The organism is Prevotella sp. oral taxon 306 str. F0472, assembly GCF_000257925.1.
Lineage (GTDB): Bacteria > Bacteroidota > Bacteroidia > Bacteroidales > Bacteroidaceae > Prevotella > Prevotella vespertina.
The window spans coordinates 1-19,636 of record NZ_AJIN01000009.1 but is presented as its reverse complement, the minus strand read 5'-3'; the positions used below and the strand labels follow the sequence as shown (position 1 = coordinate 19,636).

The following is a 19,636-nucleotide window of genomic DNA, read 5'->3' as shown; positions in this document are numbered from 1 at the left end:
AAGGAGTGAAGGAGTGAAAAGGGAGTTAAGGCGATTGTACTATTGCTTAAACTCGATAATTACGCCCTACGAAACGCTCATCTCACGCCTTATTAACAATCTCATCACACCCCATGATCTATTCCTACGAACGTTATTAATGTATAGGCTATCATTGCCAAAACGATGAAAAGGGAGATAAAAGCCGACATGAATCCCTCGTCATCACTGCTTTTACACAGACTACGAACCTGCAATGGTACGGGGAAACCTGGTGGGCAAGCAAAATAAAGTAGAACTCCTATAAGGAAGAACTTCCCTTCCATCAGTCCAGGGAACAACAGAAAGAAACCGCCAACGATAGCCCCACAACCTATCATGCGCACTAGGCTTAACTGAATAAGTGGGCGTATCTGCGATAGATGGGGCTGGAAATCATAACCAAGTGTAAAGAGGATGATACTAGCAATGGGTGCAGTGGCTATCGACATCGTACTCGTAAAGACTCCATGTAGCTCACTTTCCAACAGCCAATGCCCTATCCCCGACAGATTCATGACAACTCCTAGAATCACAGCAATGATAAACGGAGCGGTTACAATCCGTTTAGCAAGTGGAAACAAAGCCACTTCTTTCGTCGTCTGGCGCATGACAAGTGCAGGAACTAACCCAAAATTGATAAGGATTCCAGCCACATCAAAGGTGACAATATTCATTGCATGTGCCGTTCCCACAAGCGTGATATAAAGCGGCAAGGCTACACTTCCCCCCTCACAGGTCATCAATAAGAAGGGAGCTAACTGCGCATAACGACCACTAACGGGCTTAGCTATGCGCTTACCAAGCACATAAATCACAATCCAAGCCACATCTAAGAAAAGTATCTCATAAATGAAACTAGTCGTGAGCTTTGCTTCCATCAGTATTTGAAAGACTAACAAGGGTAGAAGGATACTAAAGACTATCGACTTAGCACCTTCATTTTGCGCTGTTGTTATCCATCTCCTCCGTCTACTAAGCCACCCTAGTAACATCATGAAAAATACGGGAAAGAGTATTTCTATTGCCTTCATCCGTGTTGACTGTATAATGGTTCTTGTATTATTTACAATCCGCAAATATACTTAAATACCCTGACATCCACAAATGATTAATCCTCTTTTCGCCATTCGGAAGCCTCAACTGACCCGCTGAAATAGCCTTATCCACTAAAGTCAATAGGATGGTTTGCATCATGAATAAACACGATGTCACAGCATTGCTCATACTCTTCTTTTCTCTACGATAGAATGGAATTTGATGGGGAAAGTGGGATTATTCAAGGGAGGAGGGATGTGACTTTCGGAATATCTTGCAATGATGTGAACCGATATCTACTATCTTTCCCTCGGCTTCTAACTTCGAGAGGATACGATAGGCAGTGGACTGTGAGATGTTGAGTGCGCTTCGGAAGTCTCTAACGGTAAATACTTCTTGATGAGCTAACAGCTCTTCTATCGCCTCGCCTATCGCCTCCGCCGTTGGTGAAGAGGATAAGTCATGCATGTCGGTGATGTTCTTTACCTCGATGTTAGCCATTTCTTGGAGCAATTCTCGGTCTGGTCTGAACTTTATCGTGCGCACTTCTGCCTTGCGCAATCGTGGTTTGTGCGAGCGTGGGTCTTCATAGATTTCGCCCTTCAAAGCCACTGTGAAGTAGCCAATACCGGGTAAGTGCACACTATTACCATTCTTCAACTCCCTTGCAATCTCCTCTTTCAACGAGAGGATTGTGGCGTGTATGTCCCCCGAAGTGAGCGATGTGGCTTGCACAATACTCTCACTCATGCGCCTTAATCCAGCGGTTTGATACTGTATCGGAACTATTCTAAGCTTCGCATTCTTGGGTAAATTGCCACCCGTTTTCATGAGTTTGTAAACTATTGCCATCTTATTTGTTTTATGTTAGTAAGCTATTGTAAAGCAGGGATATACCCTATCTGTAAACGTTTATGACGTGTTATGCGATTGCAGCACATAGGTCTTGCGATTGGTTTAGCACCTATTCTGCATTATCGTCACCATGGTGGCGAATATTTTTCACCATGGTGAAGTTGTAATTTCACCGTGGTGACGAATTATCCTCACCATGGTGAAAACGTTTCAGAACTAGTGCAAAGATAATACAATATACGGGTATTTGCAAATCAAGAGCCTAATAAAATGAATGTTAGCACCTATGAGGAATTGCGCTAATACGCCTACTGACGCTAGGGCATGAAGGTTATATCGCTTCATCATAGGCTTTCGTAAGGGAGGAAGTGCCTATGTTTTATCATGGGTTAGGATACGAAAAGCGGGCAAAGGATGGGTCAAGTCGACCCGTTTCCTTCGCCCGCAAGGTTATGAGTAATACGTGTTTCTGTGCGATTACTTCGCTGGTGTCATCACCACTTCGGCGTGGTTACCAGCTGCAACGAGGCTCTTCAAGTAAGCTGCGATCTTAGCTGGTGTGAGCGACTCGACTGCTGCCTTATAGCCAGAGTGGAGGTCTACGCCAGTTGAGATATACTCGTCAATAACGTCCATCCAGTAGCTGTTGTTCTTCGCTGATAGCTCTGCTTGCTTCAACATGAAGTCCTTTACTTTCTGAACCTTATCCGCGTCCATCTTCATTGTGTTATCCTTCATGCCCTCAGCTAAGAGCTTCAAGGCAAGGTCGGACTTGTTAGGATCCATTGGGCAATATGCCTGGATGAGAGCAACGGCTTTATCGCCACGACGCTGCAATTCGCCACCTGCGCCAACAGAGTAAGCCGCACTAGCATCCTCACGAATGTTCTTTAGATAAACCATTGACAATACTTGTGCTGCAGCATCGGTCAACACTTTGTTCTCAACGTTGTAAGCAGCAGGTGCGTGCCACAACTCGAGGGCGATAGCCTTTGGTGTTTCCGACTTACGAGTGAACTTATTAACAACATTGCCCTTCACAAGTCCTGGTACATCACGCCAGTTCTCCGCCTTGCCCTTAGGCAGACATGCGATATACTTCTCGATCAATGGGCGTAAAGAAGCCTCATCGAAGTTACCAACGAAGTAGTAAACAAACTGCCCTGGATTAGCAAAACGCTCCTTCCAAATCTGAAGAATACGGTCGTAGTTAACGCCCTTCAGCGTATTCAATGACAATGGAGCGAAACGTGCCTCATGACCATAAATGGTAGTTGTAACCGAGTCAGAATAAACGCTCTCTGGTGAGAGATCCTTATTCTTCAGTGCTAGTTCCAACTGCGACATCATCGCCTTATAAGACGCCTCATCCTTAGCAACCTTCGTGAAGTTGAGGTAAAGCAACTGGAGCATGGTCTCAACATCCTTAGGAACACATGAGCCAGAGAGTGTCTGATAATAGTTTCCTAAACCACAAGCAACAGAAGCCTGCTTACCAGCGAGTGCCTTCTGCAACTCTTGGTTAGAGAAGTTACCGAGTCCGCTGTAAGCTATGACGTTATTAAATAGCTGCAAGTTGCTGTAGTCAGGCTTACCATAGAGTCCCTTACCGCCCTTTGCGACAGCCTGGAACTGTATCTCGTTATCCTTAAAGTTCGTCTTCTTCAAGATGACACGTGCGCCATTGCTCAATGTCAACTCCTTGTATCCGAGTGTCTTGTTCTCCTTCTCACTGACAATCTTACCAGCCTTTGGCAATGCCTTCTCATCGAGTAAAGGCTCTTGTTTCACATTGTCAACATAAGCCTTGATCTGCTCTCCACGCACGTTAGCGATGGTTTGCGCCATCTGTGCCTTCGTTGGGTAAACCTTGTTAGCCTTCTCTTGTGCGAAGATCTGAATGACTAAGTTACTATCCTTATCTGTGATGAGATCCTTTGCAAACTCATTAATGACATTGACGTTCAAAGCAGGCATCTCGACGAGTTGTTTCATAATCTGATACTCGTCTTCCTTGCTTGGGATAGGTTCGTTTGATAAGTAATGGTCGCGCAACTCATCGCCATACTGATCGTTCTTTATCTTATTGCGGTTGACATAAGCCGACTCTAATTGAGACAAGAACTCGTCCTTTGCACGCATAAATTCAGTAGCAGTGAAGCCGTGCTGGTGTACACGCTGTGCCTCTCTATACAATGCGGCAAGCGTCTCAAGATCCTTACCATCCTTCGCATTAGCCTCCATGCTGAAGGCGTCTTTCGTTCTTGAAAGCATGTAGGTACCATCGCCTGCATACGCTCCAGTAAATGGGCAGTCTGGCTTCTGGGCTAGTTCTGCCAAACGCTGGTTCAGCATCATACTGATTATACGCTTAGCATAAGAATCGATGAAATAGCTCTGATCGGTCTTTGCCTCGTCTGGGAAAGCGTCATGCTTCATATAAAGAGCCACGTCACTGTATGGCAATTCCTTGTCTTTACCAAAGATATAAAGGGCTTGGGCATTATCAGGAACTGGCTCTGCTACTACCTGAGCGGCATTAGCAGGAACGACTACTCCATTCCAAAGTTGCTTAATCTGATTCTCGATGTGATCTACATCAACATCGCCCACAACGATGATACACTGGTTATCTGGGCGATACCACTTCTTGTAATAATCGCGCAGTGCTTGATAAGGGAACTTATCTACAATCTCCATCAAACCGATTGGCAGACGCTTACCATACTTAGAGTTAGGATAGAACTCTGGTAACACCTTGTCAAGGATACGCATCTGGGCTGACTGACCTAATTGCCACTCTTGATGGATAACACCACGCTCCTTATCAATCTCCTTATCAGCTAATGTCAATCCATTTGACCAGTCTTTGAGGATGAGTAAGCAAGAGTCGAGAGCTGTCTGGCGTGTTGTTGGCACATCGCAAACACGATAGACTGTCTGGTCAATGCTCGTGTAAGCGTTTAAGTTACTACCAAACTCTACGCCCAAAGAACGGGTGAACTCCAGCAGAGTAGAGTCAGGGAAATGCTCAGAACCATTAAACGCCATGTGCTCCAGGAAGTGAGCCAAACCACGCTGATTCTCGTTCTCTTGAATAGAACCAACACGCTGTGCAATGTAGAAATTGGCTACATGCTCAGGCCAATCATTGTGGAGAATGTAGTAAGTCAAGCCATTGCTAAGCTTACCTTGCCTTACATTCTTATTCACAGGAATAGGTCCCATCTGCTGTGCAGAGACCATACCAGTGATGAAAAGTAAGGCGATTAAGAATAAATGTTTGAGTTTCATCTTAAACGTTGTTTAATTATTTAATATCAGATATTACCTCGCAAAGGTACATAAAATATTGTATCTCTATTGCCTTTTATCGTTTTTTATAGTTAACGTAGGCGATAAGAGAGGACTATTCTATCAGATTGCTTGTTGGGATTCTTCATCGTATTTGATATTGCGAGGGTGATGCTCGAGTATCTCCTGACGTAAGGTTGTGGTGTCAATGTGCGTGTATATCTCCGTCGTACCGATGCTCTCATGTCCTAACATGGCTTGAATAGCACGCAAATCAGCTCCACCTTCAAGCAAAGAGGTGGCAAAGGAGTGACGAAGGGTGTGCGGAGAGATAGTCTTCTTTATGCCCGCTTCTACCGCATAACGCTTTATCATGATAAGAATCATGGTGCGGGTGAGGTGATGTCCACGCCTATTGAGGAAGACATAATCCTCTTCACCCAGCTTTATATCCATCTTGTTACGGTCATCAAACCAATAACTCAATTCCTCTAAAGCCCTAGGAGAGATAGGGACAAGGCGTTCCTTTGACCCTTTTCCTAATACTCTGATATATTGCTCTTCGATGTATAGATTAGACAAAGTAAGGTGAGTAAGCTCGGAAACACGTAAGCCACACGAGAAGAGTACCTCAATAATAGCGCGATTACGATGCCCTTCCCACTTAGAAAGATCTATGGCTTGTTCGAGGAGATCGACTTCTGCAGTGGAGAGAACTTCGGGTAAGTGGTTAGGTTGTTTCGGGGATTCTAATAGTTCGGTAGGGTCTACCTCCAAGTAACCATCCAATACAAGGAAACGATAGAACTGGCGCACACCGCTAAGGATACGCGCTAAAGAACGAGGTCCGATACCGAGGTCGGATATTGAGGCTGCGAAGAACTCTAAGTCTTCCAGTTTTACCTTCAACACATCTATCTTCTCTGCCGCAAGATAACGTAAGAGCTTATCCAAATCACGCATATAAGCATCCAAAGTATTGGCAGAATGCCCTTTTTCTAACTTCAGATAACGACGATAACGACTGACAATATCATTTGAAAGCTTGTCTGTTTCCATTTAATTTCTTATTTTTGCATACAGCTTATCTTATGCAAAGATAATGTAGAAAAACGATATTTAAGCAGGAAAGAGAGATGAAAGTAATCATTATCAATGGGCCGAATCTGAACTTACTCGGCGTTCGTGAACCCAGAATTTATGGCAAGGAGTCAATGGAGACGTATCTCCAACAACTCCGTAAGGATTATCCGAACGTCGAAATAGAGTATTATCAAAGCAATATAGAAGGCGAACTAATCAATAAGTTACAGGAAGTTGGGTTCGCTTATGATGGTATTATTCTCAATGCCGGAGCTTATACGCACACAAGCATAGCCTTATTGGATTGCATTCGCTCACTACAAACTCCCGTCATCGAAGTACATATCAGCAACGTCAATGACCGTGAGGAGTTCCGTCGCCATTCAATGATAGCCCCTGCTTGTAAAGGTACTATTCAAGGATTCGGCATGAATAGCTATCGACTGGCAATAGAAGCATTCCTCCTTTAAATATCGTGATACAGACTTTGAACATTTGAACTTCATGATAACAAGTAACACTTCTCTCCATTTGGATGAAGAACGAGAGAAAGCATACGACAATTATCTCTCAGCACATATTGACCCCGAGGGAGATTATCTCTATCGGCTTTATCGTGCGACAAACATCCACACTATTCATGGTCGAATGGCTAGTGGGCACCTGCAAGGACGCTTATTGAAGATGCTCGTACAAATGATTCGCCCTAAAAACATCCTTGAGGTGGGAACATTCAGTGGCTACTCTGCTATCTGTATGGCGGAAGGATTGGAAGAAGGTGGCAAAGTATATACGTTCGAGATAAACGACGAGATGGAGGACTTCACACGCCCATGGATAGAACAATCCCCCGTTGCTAACAAGATTGACTTTCGTATCGGAGATGCTGCAAAAGAAGCTCCCAAACTCGGAATAACGTTTGACATGGCATTTGTGGATGGTGACAAGCGTACATACGCAGAGGTGTATGAGAAGCTACTACCTATCATCCGCCCTGGTGGATACATCCTTGCCGATAACACGCTATGGGACTGGCACGTCATTGATCCAGCTTATGACCACGACCACCAAACCATTGGTATTCGACAATTCAATGATCTTATCGCCAAAGATGAGCGTGTAGAGAAGGTTATTCTGCCCTTACGAGACGGACTAACACTGATTAGGAAGAAATAAGTTTGTTGATTCTTCAAACTTTCAGTATCTTTGCATGACGTAGAAATCATTATAAACAAGAATATGCAGGAAACAAGACAAAACCGTATATCACGCCTCCTTCAGAAGGAATTGGCAAGTATATTCCAGACACAGACACGCATGATGCATGGCGTATTGGTGAGTGTTACACGTGTGAAAGTAAGTCCAGACCTCAGTATCTGTACTGCTTACCTCAGTATCTTCCCATCAGAAAAGGGAGACGAACTACTAAAGAACATCAATGCTAATGAGAAGACAATCCGTTACGAATTAGGTCAGCGCGTACATAATCAGCTGCGCATTATACCAGAGTTACGCTTCTTCATTGATGATTCACTCGACTATCTAGAGCGCATTGACGAATTACTTAAGAAGTAAGCCCTCTCAATCACTAGCATATAACATTCTGTACACAACATTCGAAGACATGAATTTTCCCTTTTACATAGCCCGTCGTTACCTCTTTTCAAAGAAGAGTACACATGCAATAAACGTCATCAGTCTTATCTCCGTACTCGGTGTGGCTGTGGCAACAATGGCTTTGGTGGTTGTGTTAAGTGGGTTCAATGGATTCTCCGACTTGGTGGCTTCGTTCTTTACTAACTTTGATCCGCAACTGAAGATAGAAGCAACAAAAGGGAAAGCAATGCCTGCCGATGACCCTTTACTTATAAAGGTTAAACACCTCCCAGGCGTTGAGGTAGCTACCGAATGTGTACAGGATCAAGCACTGGCTGTCTATCACGATAAACAGGCTATGGTAACAGTGAAAGGTGTGGAAGACAACTTTGATTCGCTCACACACATCAGTAATATCCTCTATGGTGACGGCGATTTCACACTGCATGTAGCCAATCTACAATATGGTGTAATTGGTATAAGACTGGCACAAGACCTTGGTACAGGGGTGACATGGCAGGATTATTTGCAGATATATGCACCTCAAAGGGAGGGACAATATGATGCTTCTAACCCGACAGATGCCTTTGTGAAGGACTCACTAGTGTCTCCGGGAGCATTATTCCAAGTAAAGCAAAGCAAGTATGATCAAGGTTACATCATTACGTCAATAGACTTTGCTCGCCGCATATTTAACCGCCAAGGAGAGATTACATCACTAGAGTTACGCATGAAACCGGGTGTGGATATTGACAATGCGAAGGAAGAGATACAAGCCATGTTAGGCGATAAATATAAGGTACTCGACCGCTATGAACAACAAGCTGACACGTTTAATATCATGCGTATAGAGAAGCTCTTTGCTTATGTATTCCTCACGTTTATCCTTATGGTTGCCTGCTTTAATATCATAGGTTCGCTCTCCATGCTCATTATCGACAAAAAGAATGACGTTATCACCCTGCGCAACCTTGGTGCTACTGATGGACAGATACGTCGTATCTTCCTCTTCGAAGGACGCATGATATCGGCAGCAGGAGCAGTGATTGGTATCGTACTCGGTCTCATCCTATGCTGGTTGCAACAAACTTATGGGCTTGTTCAGCTTGGCGACCAAGCTGGTAACTTCGTTGTCAACGCCTATCCTATCAGCGTTCATCCCGAAGACATCCTCCTTATCTTCCTCACAGTTATCCTTGTTGGCTGGCTTTCCGTATGGTATCCTGTGCGTTATATGAGCCGTAAACTGACGAAAGAATGAGATAGAAGAAACTATCTAATACCAGTACACGAGCCCTGCACTTCTACCATTAAAACACGAATAGTGAATCATCACACTTACGAATAACTAAACATCTAAACAATATGACTGAGAACCTAAACGACAAGATCATTATCTACCAAAGTGAAGATGGTAAGACCCAACTTGATGTGAAGTTGGAAGGAGAGACCGTGTGGCTTACACAGGCACAAATGGTGGAACTCTTTCAAACAAGTAAGCAGAATGTAAGCCTACACATCAACAACATCTACAAAGAAGGTGAGCTAGAGAAAGAGGCAACTGTCAAGGATTACTTGACAGTTCAATCGGAAGGGGCAAGAACCATTCATCGCAGAGTAAAATACTATAATCTTGACATGATAATATCAGTTGGTTATCGCGTCAACACAAAGCGTGGTATCCGTTTCCGCCAATGGGCTAACAGCGTTCTCAAGCAATATCTTGTAAAAGGTTATGCCATTAATGAGAACATTCGCAAGCAGCAGATTGCCGAATTAAGACAGCTGGTGCAAGTCGTTAGTAGAACCATTCAGCAACAGCCAGCGAAGTCTACTGACGAAAGCAATGCCCTCTTTGACGTGGTTGTGGATTACACCTATGCGCTCAATACTCTCGATGATTACGATTATCAACGACTGCATATCGCACGAATAACTAAGGAAGAACCCTTCCATGCCACATACGAGAATGCAATGCACGAGATCAACCTCCTTCGTCAGAAGTTTGGTGGTTCGGTACTCTTTGGTAATGAGAAGGACGAGTCCTTCAAAAGTTCTATCGGACAAATCTACCAGACCTTTGATGGCACGGAACTTTATCCGAGTGTGGAGGAGAAAGCGGCTATGCTTCTCTATCTTGTAACCAAGAACCACTCGTTCAGTGATGGTAACAAGCGCATTGCAGCTACCCTCTTCCTATGGTTTATGAACAACAATGCCATCCTCTATCGCCCCGATGGCACCAAAAGAATTGCTGACAATACACTCGTTGCCCTCACCCTAATGATTGCCGAGAGCAAAACAGAGGAAAAGGATATAATGGTAAAGGTGGTGGTGAACCTTATCAACCAAGCTAATTAACCCATTTCCTAAAATAACATTTCATACTTTTAGCAAAAAGATAAGAGTATATCAAAAAATAATTATTAACTTTGTCGTAAACATAAAGAACAAAGATAACTATAAAAAGAATATCTACTTACCCCGAAAGTATAATTACAAAACATAATAACGTATGAAAAAGATTTTATCAGTGCTGATGTTACTCTTGTTGTCTATATCAATATATGCACAACAAGATGTTACTAAGTTCTTAGGTATTCCTGTTGATGGCTCCAAAGCTGCCATGATTCAAAAGCTCAAGGAAAAAGGATTCACATACAATACAACAACTGATTTTCTTGAAGGAGTATTTAATGGTGAGGAAGTGTATATTCATATACAAACTAACAAAAACAAAGTATGGAGAATTGCTGTAGGAAATAAAACAGGGCTGCGAGATGAAGGACAAATTAAAATAAGGTATAATAAACTCTTCCAACAATTCGAAGACAATTCAAAATACACAATATCTAAAACATCCCACAAGTTATCTGACAGCGAAGACATATCATATGAGACCTCTGTACACAAAAAACAATATGCTGCTACTTTTTATCAGCTACCATACGAAGGAGCACAGAATAGAATAGTGTGGTTCACAATAGCCAAAGAGCATGGTGAATATTATATTATGATATTTTATGAAAACGAAAACAATGCTTCCCATGGAGAAGACTTATAACTACCATAGAATATCATCTAAGATAAACGAATAAGCATATAAAGCTCTCACACCACACTGGTCTGAGAGCTTTTCTTTTACCCTTTTAGTGTCTCATCCCAAATCTACACCCACGCAAAAAAGCACAAATACACAGATTACTACATAGCTTATACTTGCCAAGCAACCATTGAAACAGTATCTTTGCAGCATGAATCACGAATTATTTTCATGAAAAAGAATCTTTCTCTTCATGAAAAGAAAGATTTATTTTCACGTAAATAATTTCTTTTTTTCATGAAAAGAATTCAGCTCAAGCCTAAGATTGTAGAGGATAGCCCTACATTCTGTAGAGCTATGGCACATAGAAAAGACGATTATTAACCCTTTATTATAAACATAAAGCTATGACTGTAAATTACAAACTATTAAGAACAAGCGGTAAACTCGCACAACGTAAAGCACTGAGAATAGTAGCAATCAAGAAAGACGTAACAGATATAGAAAGAATCTGTCAGCATATCCAACAAACGACAACGCTTACAACAGCCGACATTCTTGGGACTATCTCGGCAATAAAAACAGAATTAGCAGAGGAGCTAAAAAGTGGGAATACAGTTCATCTACCAGGTATTGGATTCTTCTCGCTTGCCCTTAAAGGCGACATGTACGAAGACCAAAAGACGCATCGTCACCACCTCCGTAATGTTGCTGTGCGCAAAATTAGGTTTCGTCCCGATAAGGATTTCTATGAAGCTTTGGGAGAAGTGGATTTTGCCAACAAGACCTACAAAGACGGAACACCATCACTCCCCATGAGACAAGCCGTCAACGCTGCTCTAAAAGAGTTATTTGAAGAGAAACCGATAATCACCGTTAACGACCTCCGTCGCCGTCTGAACCTTTCTACAACCTACGCCTATCAACTTACAGCACAGTTAGAACGTGAAAAGAAAATCATCAACATTGGCTCACGTTATCGCAAGATGTTTAAAAAGGCATAAGCAGAAGGCGGTAAACAAATGGTAAACATATCGAGGGAAAGGCACATTACCATTGTAAATTAGATTAAGCCCAGTGATAATTCCATGACATATAAACACAAAAAAGCCATTCCCAACCCTTTACAGAGTTTAGGAATGGCATTTATTTATTGATTAGTCCTCAGACTATTTTTTATCCAATCCACTTCACATAAGCGAAGTCCTGACGGTGTGGCAGGAGAGCATTCTTAGGATACATACGTACAGCGTACTTATAAGCACCTGCTACAGTTGCATCGAAAGTAGCCTCGAAGGTATAGTGATTACCCTCTGTCTTCACCATCTTGAATGGGATTACCTTATGGATGTTTACATCATCAACAGGTGCATTCTTCAAGAATACCAACTCAAGACCTACTGCATCGTTCAAGCCCTGCTCATCGATAACGTAAGTAACCTTAATCTTATGACCCGTGGCAATATCCTGCAGTGCATCCTCGTCCTTAGAAACAACATAGATGCTGTCCCAACGCTCAGCAACAGACTCCTTCCAAAGAGCAATCTCCTTAGCAAGTTTATAGTCGTTAGCTATGAGCTTATGAGAACGTTTAGCCTGATTCTCATAGAACTTGTCATAGTAGTCATCAAGCTGACGCTTCATTGTATAGTGAGGAGCGATAGTTGCAATAGAGTTCTTTACAACCTTTACCCAATCCTCTGAGTAGCCATCTTGATTCTTATTGAAGTAGAGAGGAGCAATCTCATTCTCAAGAAGACCGTAAATTGTAGCTGCATCAAGCTGATCCTGATAGCCCTGATTCTGATAGGTACGCTTCTCTGGCAATGCCCATCCAGCACCCTCACGGTAGCCTTCAACCCACCAGCCATCAAGTACTGAGAGGTTAACAACACCGTTCATCTCTGCTTTCTCACCAGATGTACCACTTGCCTCGAGTGGACGAGTTGGTGTGTTCATCCAGATATCAACACCAGAAACGAGACGACGAGCCAACTGCATATCGTAATCCTCAAGGAAGATAATCTTACCGAGGAACTGTGGCATACGTGAAATCTCAAAGATACGCTTGATAAGTCCCTGTCCTGCACCATCAGCTGGGTGAGCCTTACCTGAGAAGAAGAACAGAACTGGACGCTCTGGGTTGTTTACAATCTTCTCCAAACGCTCAAGGTCAGTGAAGAGCAAGTGTGCACGCTTATACGTTGCAAAGCGACGGCAGAAACCAATCATCAATGCGTTAGGGTTGATACGCTCAAGGATAGAAACGACCTTAGCTGGGTCACCCTGGTTGCGGAGCCACTGCTTGGTGAACTTATCACGGATATACTTGATAAGTTTCTGCTTCAATGCCATACGTGTCTCCCAGATTTCAGAATCTGGAACATTATAGATTGCGTGCCAGATAGACTCGTTACTCTGGTCGCTCATAAAGCTTTCATCGAAGTACTTGTCGTAAACCTTACGCCACTCTGTTGCGGTCCATGTTGGGAGGTGTACACCATTGGTTACATAACCTACAGCATTCTCCTCTGGGAAGTAACCTTTCCACAATGGAGCAAACATCTTCTGACTTACCCAACCGTGAAGCTTTGACACACCATTGACCTCCTGACAGGTGTTACAAGCGAAGGTACTCATACAGAAACGCTCACTGTGATCATCAGGATTGGTACGACCCATACCGATGAACTCATCCCAAGAAATACCAAGCTTTGCTGGATAATCACCCATATACTTACCGAAGAGTTCCTCGTCGAAGTAGTCGTGACCTGCTGGAACTGGAGTGTGAACGGTATAGAGTGATGAAGCACGTACAAGCTCCATAGCCTGATTGAATGTCAAGCCACTCTCGATGTAGTCGCAAAGACGCTGGAGGTTGCAAAGTGCTGCATGACCTTCATTGCAGTGATAGATATCCTTCTTGATACCCAATTTCTTCAAAGTAAGAATACCACCGATACCGAGCAGAATCTCTTGCTTCAAACGGTTCTCCCAGTCACCACCATAGAGAGAGTGAGTGATAGGACGGTCGAACTCAGAGTTCATATCGTTGTCTGTATCGAGCAAGTAAAGCTTAATACGACCAACGTTCACACGCCATACAAGTGCGTGTACCATATAGTTACGGTAAGGTACATCAACAACAACCTGATTGCCGTTCTCATCAAGCTCACGCTCAATAGGAAGAGAGTTGAAGTTCTGTGCATCGTACTTAGCAATCTGCTGACCATCCATAGAAAGACTCTGTGTGAAGTAGCCAAAGCGATAGAGGAAACCTACAGCACAGAAGTCTACGTTAGAATCAGAAGCCTCCTTTATGTAGTCACCTGCCAAGATACCAAGACCACCAGAATAAATCTTCAAAGCCTGGTTAAGACCAAACTCCATACAGAAGTAAGCAACAGAAGCACGCTTCTTATTAGGCTTAACGTCCATATAAGTACGGAACTTCTTATAGACATCACTCACCTGCTTCATCAGCTTTTTGTCCTTTACGATAGCTTCCTTACGGTCATAGCTAAGACGCTCAAGGAGCTGGACAGGATTATGTCCAACCTCTTCATAGAGTTCCTCATCAAGAGCTTTGAACATGTTGCGTGCTTCGTAATTCCATGCCCACCACATATTGTGAGCAAGCTCATCAAGACATGCCAGTTCCTTTGGCAGAGTTGACTTTACAGTTACCTCTTTCCACTGAGGTTCGTTGGAATAATCTGATTTAATTTTCATAACTTATTATAGTTTTGACTGTTATTTCTTTATTTCGTTACTAAGCAGTTATCACTTGTTTCTTGCAGCTGCTTTCTTTAATGCTATGTCGTAAGCCTGCTCATAATAGATGATAAACTCACTCCAAAGAGCCTTACGAGAGAGCTTCTCGGCATTTGAACGACACTTGTTCACCTCAGTCTTCGTAAAGCAAGAGTAACGGGCTATGGTATCCTTAATACCATCAGCTACCTCTGAATAATTATAATCTGTACGATGTAATACCTTCACACCATCTTCTATCTCGCTATATTTTCCCTTCTTTGTATTTGCCCACAAGCCGAAGCCTGCAAGGTCGGTTGTAATACAAGGAACCTTAAAGGCTATTGCCTCTAATGGTGTATATCCCCATGGCTCATAGTAAGACGGATAGACACAGAGGTCGTTACCCAATACGAGGTCATAATAGCTCATATTCATAATGCCATCATCTCCTGTCAGATAGCAAGGCAAGAGGATGACCTTCACCTTATCTCCCTTTGCATTGTTTATACCGAGAGAACTGAGCATATTAAGTACATTGTCATGGTCCATATTGTGGAGCCAATGTGTGAGTACAGGTTTATCCAATGGTGTGTCAAACTGTTTACCGCTGTTGAGACGCTCCACAAGGTCCTGACGTGGACCCGCTACCCAGCCTGGAACCTCAATGAAGGCTACAACCTGCTTCTTCAAGTTCTCATCATAACGCAAGCGGTTCATTGATTCTATGAATACATCAATACCTTTATTGCGGAACTCATATCGTCCACTGGTTGATACTATTAACGCATCATCTTGTATATCGTCACCTGTCAACGCATTGGCAACATCAAGCAAACGCTTACGCGCTGCCTTGCGCTTCTTTGTGAAGGTTGCACCCTTTGGTACAAAGTCGTTTTCAAAACCATTTGGAAGAACTAAATCTACTGGTTTATCAAGCAACTCTTTGCACTCTGTTGCAGTAATATCGCTCACTGTCGTGAAGCAATCAACATAATGTGCTGTCTGCTTCTCGATAGAATGCTTACTCTCCATATTCAACTCCGAAGCCATCTGGTCACCATTATATGCCCAGAGATATTCGTACAATGGCTTGTTATTGCCCGCTATACTGCGACCAATACCTGTTGCGTGAGTTGTAAAGATAGATGCTATCTGTGGCAAACGATGCTGTAATACGAGTGCGGCAAACCCTGTCTGCCATTCGTTTGCATGGAAGACAACCTTATCTTTCTCACTAAGATAGAATCTATAGAAACTCTCTACGACAAGTGCCGTAGCATAAGCAAACATAGCAGATTCGTCATAATCACCGTAGGCGTGGAGACTATCAACATGATAATATTCCCATAGATTACCATACAATTCATCTTTATGAGCATAAGCCTCCCTAAAGTCAACAAGCATAGCTATGGGCTCTCCTGGAATATCCCAACGACCAACCTTGACCTTTAGACCATCAGACAATGCCTTTTGTTGCCAATCAGCAAAAAGATTATCATCTTGCTTAAAATAAGGAGATTGAGATTCATACCAACAATCTGGACCAAGGAATATAACATGATCCTTCATCCTGTCCTGTAATGTCTTTGCGCGAGTGGAAAGTACGGTATAGATACCTCCGACCTTATTACATACCTCCCAACTAGTTTCGAAAATATAATCCGGAAACAACATCTTTCCTCTTAAAAAATTTGATATATATCGCATACAAAGGTAATACAAAAACATAGAAAACACAACTTTACCACTTACATTTTTAAACACTACGAGTAAAATAACCACTAAATTGATTAACTTTGCATATATCAAACAATTAGAATTATGAAACATAGAATAGTTATTGTCGTATTAGTTCTGTTATCTATGGGACTCAACATGAATGCTCAAAACGTAACAGGCGAAACGAAGAAGATCGAGAGTCAAAAGAAAGAGGGACAAGATAGTATCTTCAAAGCTCATCTGGTAAACAATGAATATCAGGTTTGGTTAGATATCAACTTCTACGATAACAACATTATTGTACCACGCCAGGAGATATTCGGCAAAGTTCCCGGTTACTTCGGTGCAAAGCGTGATACCCGTAAATGGATTATCTCTGATGCAACCATTAAAGGCAAGAAAGCGATACTTACCATCATCAACGATTACGGAAGTGAAGACTTAAAAGCTGAATTGAAACGTAATACAGACGGAACTTACACGCTTACACGCTTAGAAGGAAGCATGATGAAGATTGTTGTTGACAATAAATGGGTAAAGATTCCAAAGGAACTCACCTTCAATTTCGTATATAAGACATCAAAGGGAACTTATTAGAGGCTTAATCACTCCAAAGGTTTTTACCATCTTCTTCCTCATCACAAAACTCGTCAAAGGGTAATTCCTTTGCGAGTTGATGTCCAGAGCCTCCATGATTATGACGTTGTGCTTCAGATGGCGAGCCCGAAAGAAGATAAAACTTATCAAAGTCGTGAAAGCATTTGATAGCTGGTCGGATATAGTTTTTCACTTTATTCATGTTATCAGAGTATATTAGTGATTTATTTCCTTAAATATTTCTTGCCATTGATGATAACGATTCCCTTATAATCTTTATCAACTCGCTGCCCTGATAGATTATAGATTGGACTTTCATCTATCGTCGTATCGAAATGCGGCTCATCATTTATACTTGTCGTCGTATCAAAACCAACAAAGCCTTTAACGCCTGCTGCGTTTTTATAAGGAAGGTATGCTTTGTGTGCCCCATTCTTAAAAGCCGCCCCAGTAGGATTCATCCAATAAAACCCATAACCTTGGTCACCATCCGTAAAAGCATAGTAAATGTCTCCGCTAGTTGTTTTAACTGGATGATCTGTTCCTCTCAACACATTGTCTTCGTCTTTTACTCCATCTTCATTTGTGACGACAAAGTTATAAGTATTAGGGGCTGCATTCAGTATCACAGCCGTTCCCCGAGGAAGAACCATACCTGCCACATATTCCTTACTTCTTTGTAACTTATCACCCACAAGCTTATAAGTTCTAGCAACAACACCATTGGGAATTATAAAAGCTCTGTCACCATAATACAAACTACAATAACGTGCATCCGAGACTTTCACGCTCACAGAAGAAGGCTTGTAAGTGACCTTTATCTTAACGATCTTGAACAGAGAACTACTCTTTGACACAAGAGTAATCTTTTGGCTCTCCCCTCTCCATATTCTGTATTTATCCAACTTTTCTGTAAAAAGATTACCACTTGTGTTATCAAGGTAATCAAATTCTATTTTCGCAATCGTCGCATCAACACAACTAAAAGTCAACGAGTTTCCATCATAGACCTTCAAGTAAGAGCGTTTGCTACTTTCCCGATAGAAAGTAGGGGCACTCTTGCCACTAACATCACCACGTTCAAAACGAAGAAAAATATCTTTATAACGAAGATTAGGAACTTCTTTATTATGCTCAAGAAACTTTATCTGTCCAAACACAAACTCAAGACTCTCCTCACGCACTTGTGCAGAACACGCAAGAGTAAAGAATAACATTAAAATAAGCGTATTGACACCCTTAGACATATTAGAAATAAGTTTAATTATACTTTAGGTACTCTGCCCCCCTTTACTATTAAGTTCAGGAGAAAAGCGGTGTAAAGGTAGCACTTTAAGAAGAAATATAAGAATAAAGTAAATTATTATTTACAAACAAAAGACAAACAGAGGAATACACTCTATAGCTTCAAAGATTTTACATACTAATTAATTTGCTCATAACACACCTGCATTCCCTTTCTTGACGAAACTCTCTATAACAAGTAGCACTATTAGATTATTAAAATCACTTCTACAAAACGAGTTATATCATGAGGGTACCTCCCCAATCTCTTCCATCACTCCACAAGACACTTAAAAAATTGTTCGCGAACTCTTCCCAAATTGTTCGCGAACAATTTTGATTTTGTTCGCGAACAATTTTTAGCCTGTCTTAGAAGTGCTTTTTCTTGGTGCTTTCATAAAGTCTTATTGGCGTAAGATTATTAAGGTAAGGTCGAATTGTTAACATCAACGAAATGTACTTTCGTGGGGCACGGGTTATACTTCCGTGCCCTACGGGTCGTACACCCGTACTCCATAAGTCCTACTACTAGGATAAGGGTGTTAAACACTCTTGGGCAAAGGTGTTAAACACTCTTGGGCAAAGGTGTTAAACACTCTTGGGCAAAGGTGTTAAACACTCTTGGGTAAGGGTGTTAAACACTCTTGGATAAAGGTCTTTAAACACTCTTGAGCAAGAATGTTAAACACTCTTGGATAAGGGTATTAAACACTCTTGGGTAAGGGTGTTAAACACTCGTGGGTAAGGGTGTTAAACACTCGTGGGTAAGGGCGTTAAACACCCTTGATGCACACCTACGTATCTCGGTAATTACGCTCTATCAGCATTACGTCCCTGCGGATGGTGGAGGTTCGTTTGGAGAAGGCGGGAGAGAGGATTTGGGAGAGGAGGTTGAGGTGTAATAAGGTGATAGAATTGAGAGTGGAGCCACAAAAAAGGGAACAAAAAAAGAGAGCTTCAAAGATTTCTCTTCAAAGCTCTCTAAGTAAAAGAAGGCGGCCACCTACTCTCCCGCATTGCATTGCAGTACCATCGGCGCAGACGGGCTTAACTTCTCTGTTCGGAATGGGAAGAGGTGGAACCCCGACGCAATAACCACCTAATATTTCGTTCAGTTGACTAGTTATGAAGTTGACAAGTTGACTAGTTATCACTTCTGTCTTTTGTCATTTCTTCCTTTCTTATCAGTAGATTTTTCATCATTTTATATTAGTCTCTCCGACTAATAACTCGTTTACTTGTATACTTTTAACTTGTTAACTTGTCTACTCGTAAACTCATCTACTGATCTGTCAACCGTATAAGGTGACGTATTTTCACAAGCAAAGACTCGTTTGTTAGAACTGATTACTT

The 19,636-nt window shown here is 42.2% G+C and carries 17 protein-coding genes and 1 rRNA gene; 9 read left to right on the top strand and 9 right to left on the bottom strand.

All coding sequences use genetic code 11. The features are described from left to right. Window positions 1–104: 104 nt before the first annotated feature. The 4 genes from HMPREF9969_RS00305 to HMPREF9969_RS00290 form a co-directional block, all read right to left on the bottom strand. Window positions 105–1,052, bottom strand: a complete 948-nt coding sequence (locus HMPREF9969_RS00305) for an AEC family transporter (RefSeq protein ID WP_009433938.1) — start codon at window positions 1,050–1,052, stop codon at window positions 105–107. Between the two features lie 241 nt (window positions 1,053–1,293). Beyond that, on the bottom strand, window positions 1,294–1,908 hold the full coding sequence (locus HMPREF9969_RS00300; protein ID WP_009433888.1) for an HU family DNA-binding protein: 615 nt from the start codon (window positions 1,906–1,908) through the stop codon (window positions 1,294–1,296). Between the two features lie 480 nt (window positions 1,909–2,388). Beyond that, window positions 2,389–5,205, bottom strand: a complete 2,817-nt coding sequence (locus HMPREF9969_RS00295) for a M16 family metallopeptidase (protein ID WP_009433945.1) — start codon at window positions 5,203–5,205, stop codon at window positions 2,389–2,391. A 123-nt stretch (window positions 5,206–5,328) separates the two neighbouring features. Continuing rightward, the gene (locus tag HMPREF9969_RS00290) at window positions 5,329–6,264 is read right to left on the bottom strand and encodes a site-specific tyrosine recombinase (RefSeq protein ID WP_009433900.1); all 936 of its coding nucleotides are present in this window, start codon (window positions 6,262–6,264) and stop codon (window positions 5,329–5,331) included. Between the two features lie 77 nt (window positions 6,265–6,341). On the opposite strand from HMPREF9969_RS00290, the gene aroQ reads away from it, so the two are divergent. The 7 genes from aroQ (at window position 6,342) to HMPREF9969_RS00255 (ending at window position 11,931) form a co-directional block, all read left to right on the top strand. Further along, on the top strand, window positions 6,342–6,758 hold the full coding sequence (aroQ, locus tag HMPREF9969_RS00285) for a type II 3-dehydroquinate dehydratase (RefSeq protein WP_009433947.1): 417 nt from the start codon (window positions 6,342–6,344) through the stop codon (window positions 6,756–6,758). A gap of 34 nt (window positions 6,759–6,792) precedes the next feature. Beyond that, window positions 6,793–7,464, top strand: coding sequence for an O-methyltransferase (locus tag HMPREF9969_RS00280; protein ID WP_009433890.1), 672 nt, complete (start codon window positions 6,793–6,795; stop codon window positions 7,462–7,464). 63 nt (window positions 7,465–7,527) lie between these two features. Further along, window positions 7,528–7,863: a 30S ribosome-binding factor RbfA gene (gene rbfA, locus HMPREF9969_RS00275; RefSeq protein WP_009433970.1), complete on the top strand. Its 336-nt coding sequence runs from the start codon at window positions 7,528–7,530 to the stop codon at window positions 7,861–7,863. A 49-nt stretch (window positions 7,864–7,912) separates the two neighbouring features. Beyond that, window positions 7,913–9,145, top strand: a complete 1,233-nt coding sequence (locus HMPREF9969_RS00270; protein ID WP_009433963.1) for an FtsX-like permease family protein — start codon at window positions 7,913–7,915, stop codon at window positions 9,143–9,145. Window positions 9,146–9,249: 104 nt separating this feature from the next. Beyond that, window positions 9,250–10,245, top strand: a complete 996-nt coding sequence (rhuM, locus tag HMPREF9969_RS00265; RefSeq protein WP_009433912.1) for a virulence protein RhuM/Fic/DOC family protein — start codon at window positions 9,250–9,252, stop codon at window positions 10,243–10,245. A gap of 154 nt (window positions 10,246–10,399) precedes the next feature. Next, entirely contained in the window at window positions 10,400–10,948 is a 549-nt protein-coding gene (locus tag HMPREF9969_RS00260) for a hypothetical protein (protein ID WP_009433881.1), read from the top strand. A gap of 386 nt (window positions 10,949–11,334) precedes the next feature. Continuing rightward, window positions 11,335–11,931, top strand: coding sequence for an HU family DNA-binding protein (locus HMPREF9969_RS00255; protein ID WP_009434010.1), 597 nt, complete (start codon window positions 11,335–11,337; stop codon window positions 11,929–11,931). 172 nt (window positions 11,932–12,103) lie between these two features. Here HMPREF9969_RS00255 and glgP read toward each other — a convergent pair whose 3' ends face one another. Continuing rightward, a complete protein-coding gene (gene glgP / locus HMPREF9969_RS00250) occupies window positions 12,104–14,659 on the bottom strand; it encodes an alpha-glucan family phosphorylase (RefSeq protein ID WP_009433909.1) in 2,556 nt (851 codons plus the stop codon). Between the two features lie 51 nt (window positions 14,660–14,710). Beyond that, window positions 14,711–16,357, bottom strand: a complete 1,647-nt coding sequence (locus HMPREF9969_RS00245; RefSeq protein WP_036894421.1) for a glycogen/starch synthase — start codon at window positions 16,355–16,357, stop codon at window positions 14,711–14,713. A gap of 147 nt (window positions 16,358–16,504) precedes the next feature. Here HMPREF9969_RS00245 and HMPREF9969_RS00240 point away from each other — a divergent pair, with 147 nt between their 5' ends. Continuing rightward, window positions 16,505–16,999: a hypothetical protein gene (locus HMPREF9969_RS00240; protein ID WP_009433894.1), complete on the top strand. Its 495-nt coding sequence runs from the start codon at window positions 16,505–16,507 to the stop codon at window positions 16,997–16,999. A gap of 4 nt (window positions 17,000–17,003) precedes the next feature. Here HMPREF9969_RS00240 and HMPREF9969_RS00235 read toward each other — a convergent pair whose 3' ends face one another. Both HMPREF9969_RS00235 and HMPREF9969_RS12270 read right to left on the bottom strand, forming a co-directional pair. Then, window positions 17,004–17,201 (bottom strand): hypothetical protein, encoded by a 198-nt coding sequence (locus HMPREF9969_RS00235; protein ID WP_036894419.1) that lies wholly within the window; start codon window positions 17,199–17,201, stop codon window positions 17,004–17,006. A gap of 22 nt (window positions 17,202–17,223) precedes the next feature. Beyond that, complete coding sequence (locus HMPREF9969_RS12270; protein WP_198005068.1) at window positions 17,224–18,216, bottom strand: hypothetical protein; 993 nt, start codon at window positions 18,214–18,216, stop codon at window positions 17,224–17,226. An 804-nt stretch (window positions 18,217–19,020) separates the two neighbouring features. On the opposite strand from HMPREF9969_RS12270, the gene HMPREF9969_RS12730 reads away from it, so the two are divergent. Beyond that, complete coding sequence (locus HMPREF9969_RS12730; RefSeq protein ID WP_156787924.1) at window positions 19,021–19,185, top strand: hypothetical protein; 165 nt, start codon at window positions 19,021–19,023, stop codon at window positions 19,183–19,185. Window positions 19,186–19,273: 88 nt separating this feature from the next. Here HMPREF9969_RS12730 and rrf read toward each other — a convergent pair. After that, window positions 19,274–19,386: ribosomal RNA gene (gene rrf / locus HMPREF9969_RS00225) — 5S ribosomal RNA — on the bottom strand. Window positions 19,387–19,636 lie beyond the last annotated feature (250 nt).

What these genes read in the sequence shown, in the direction of transcription:
- rbfA (WP_009433970.1), top strand. Translation starts at nt 7,528, where the DNA reads ATGCAGGAAACAAGACAAAACCGTATATCACGCCTCCTTCAGAAGGAA.
- rhuM (WP_009433912.1), top strand. Translation starts at nt 9,250, where the DNA reads ATGACTGAGAACCTAAACGACAAGATCATTATCTACCAAAGTGAAGAT.
- HMPREF9969_RS00260 (WP_009433881.1), top strand. Translation starts at nt 10,400, where the DNA reads ATGAAAAAGATTTTATCAGTGCTGATGTTACTCTTGTTGTCTATATCA.
- HMPREF9969_RS00295 (WP_009433945.1), bottom strand. Translation starts at nt 5,205, where the DNA reads ATGAAACTCAAACATTTATTCTTAATCGCCTTACTTTTCATCACTGGT.
- HMPREF9969_RS00240 (WP_009433894.1), top strand. Translation starts at nt 16,505, where the DNA reads ATGAAACATAGAATAGTTATTGTCGTATTAGTTCTGTTATCTATGGGA.
- HMPREF9969_RS00245 (WP_036894421.1), bottom strand. Translation starts at nt 16,357, where the DNA reads ATGTTGTTTCCGGATTATATTTTCGAAACTAGTTGGGAGGTATGTAAT.
- HMPREF9969_RS00300 (WP_009433888.1), bottom strand. Translation starts at nt 1,908, where the DNA reads ATGGCAATAGTTTACAAACTCATGAAAACGGGTGGCAATTTACCCAAG.
- HMPREF9969_RS00255 (WP_009434010.1), top strand. Translation starts at nt 11,335, where the DNA reads ATGACTGTAAATTACAAACTATTAAGAACAAGCGGTAAACTCGCACAA.
- HMPREF9969_RS00305 (WP_009433938.1), bottom strand. Translation starts at nt 1,052, where the DNA reads ATGAAGGCAATAGAAATACTCTTTCCCGTATTTTTCATGATGTTACTA.
- aroQ (WP_009433947.1), top strand. Translation starts at nt 6,342, where the DNA reads ATGAAAGTAATCATTATCAATGGGCCGAATCTGAACTTACTCGGCGTT.
- HMPREF9969_RS00270 (WP_009433963.1), top strand. Translation starts at nt 7,913, where the DNA reads ATGAATTTTCCCTTTTACATAGCCCGTCGTTACCTCTTTTCAAAGAAG.
- HMPREF9969_RS12270 (WP_198005068.1), bottom strand. Translation starts at nt 18,216, where the DNA reads ATGTTATTCTTTACTCTTGCGTGTTCTGCACAAGTGCGTGAGGAGAGT.
- HMPREF9969_RS00290 (WP_009433900.1), bottom strand. Translation starts at nt 6,264, where the DNA reads ATGGAAACAGACAAGCTTTCAAATGATATTGTCAGTCGTTATCGTCGT.
- HMPREF9969_RS00280 (WP_009433890.1), top strand. Translation starts at nt 6,793, where the DNA reads ATGATAACAAGTAACACTTCTCTCCATTTGGATGAAGAACGAGAGAAA.
- HMPREF9969_RS00235 (WP_036894419.1), bottom strand. Translation starts at nt 17,201, where the DNA reads ATGAATAAAGTGAAAAACTATATCCGACCAGCTATCAAATGCTTTCAC.
- glgP (WP_009433909.1), bottom strand. Translation starts at nt 14,659, where the DNA reads ATGAAAATTAAATCAGATTATTCCAACGAACCTCAGTGGAAAGAGGTA.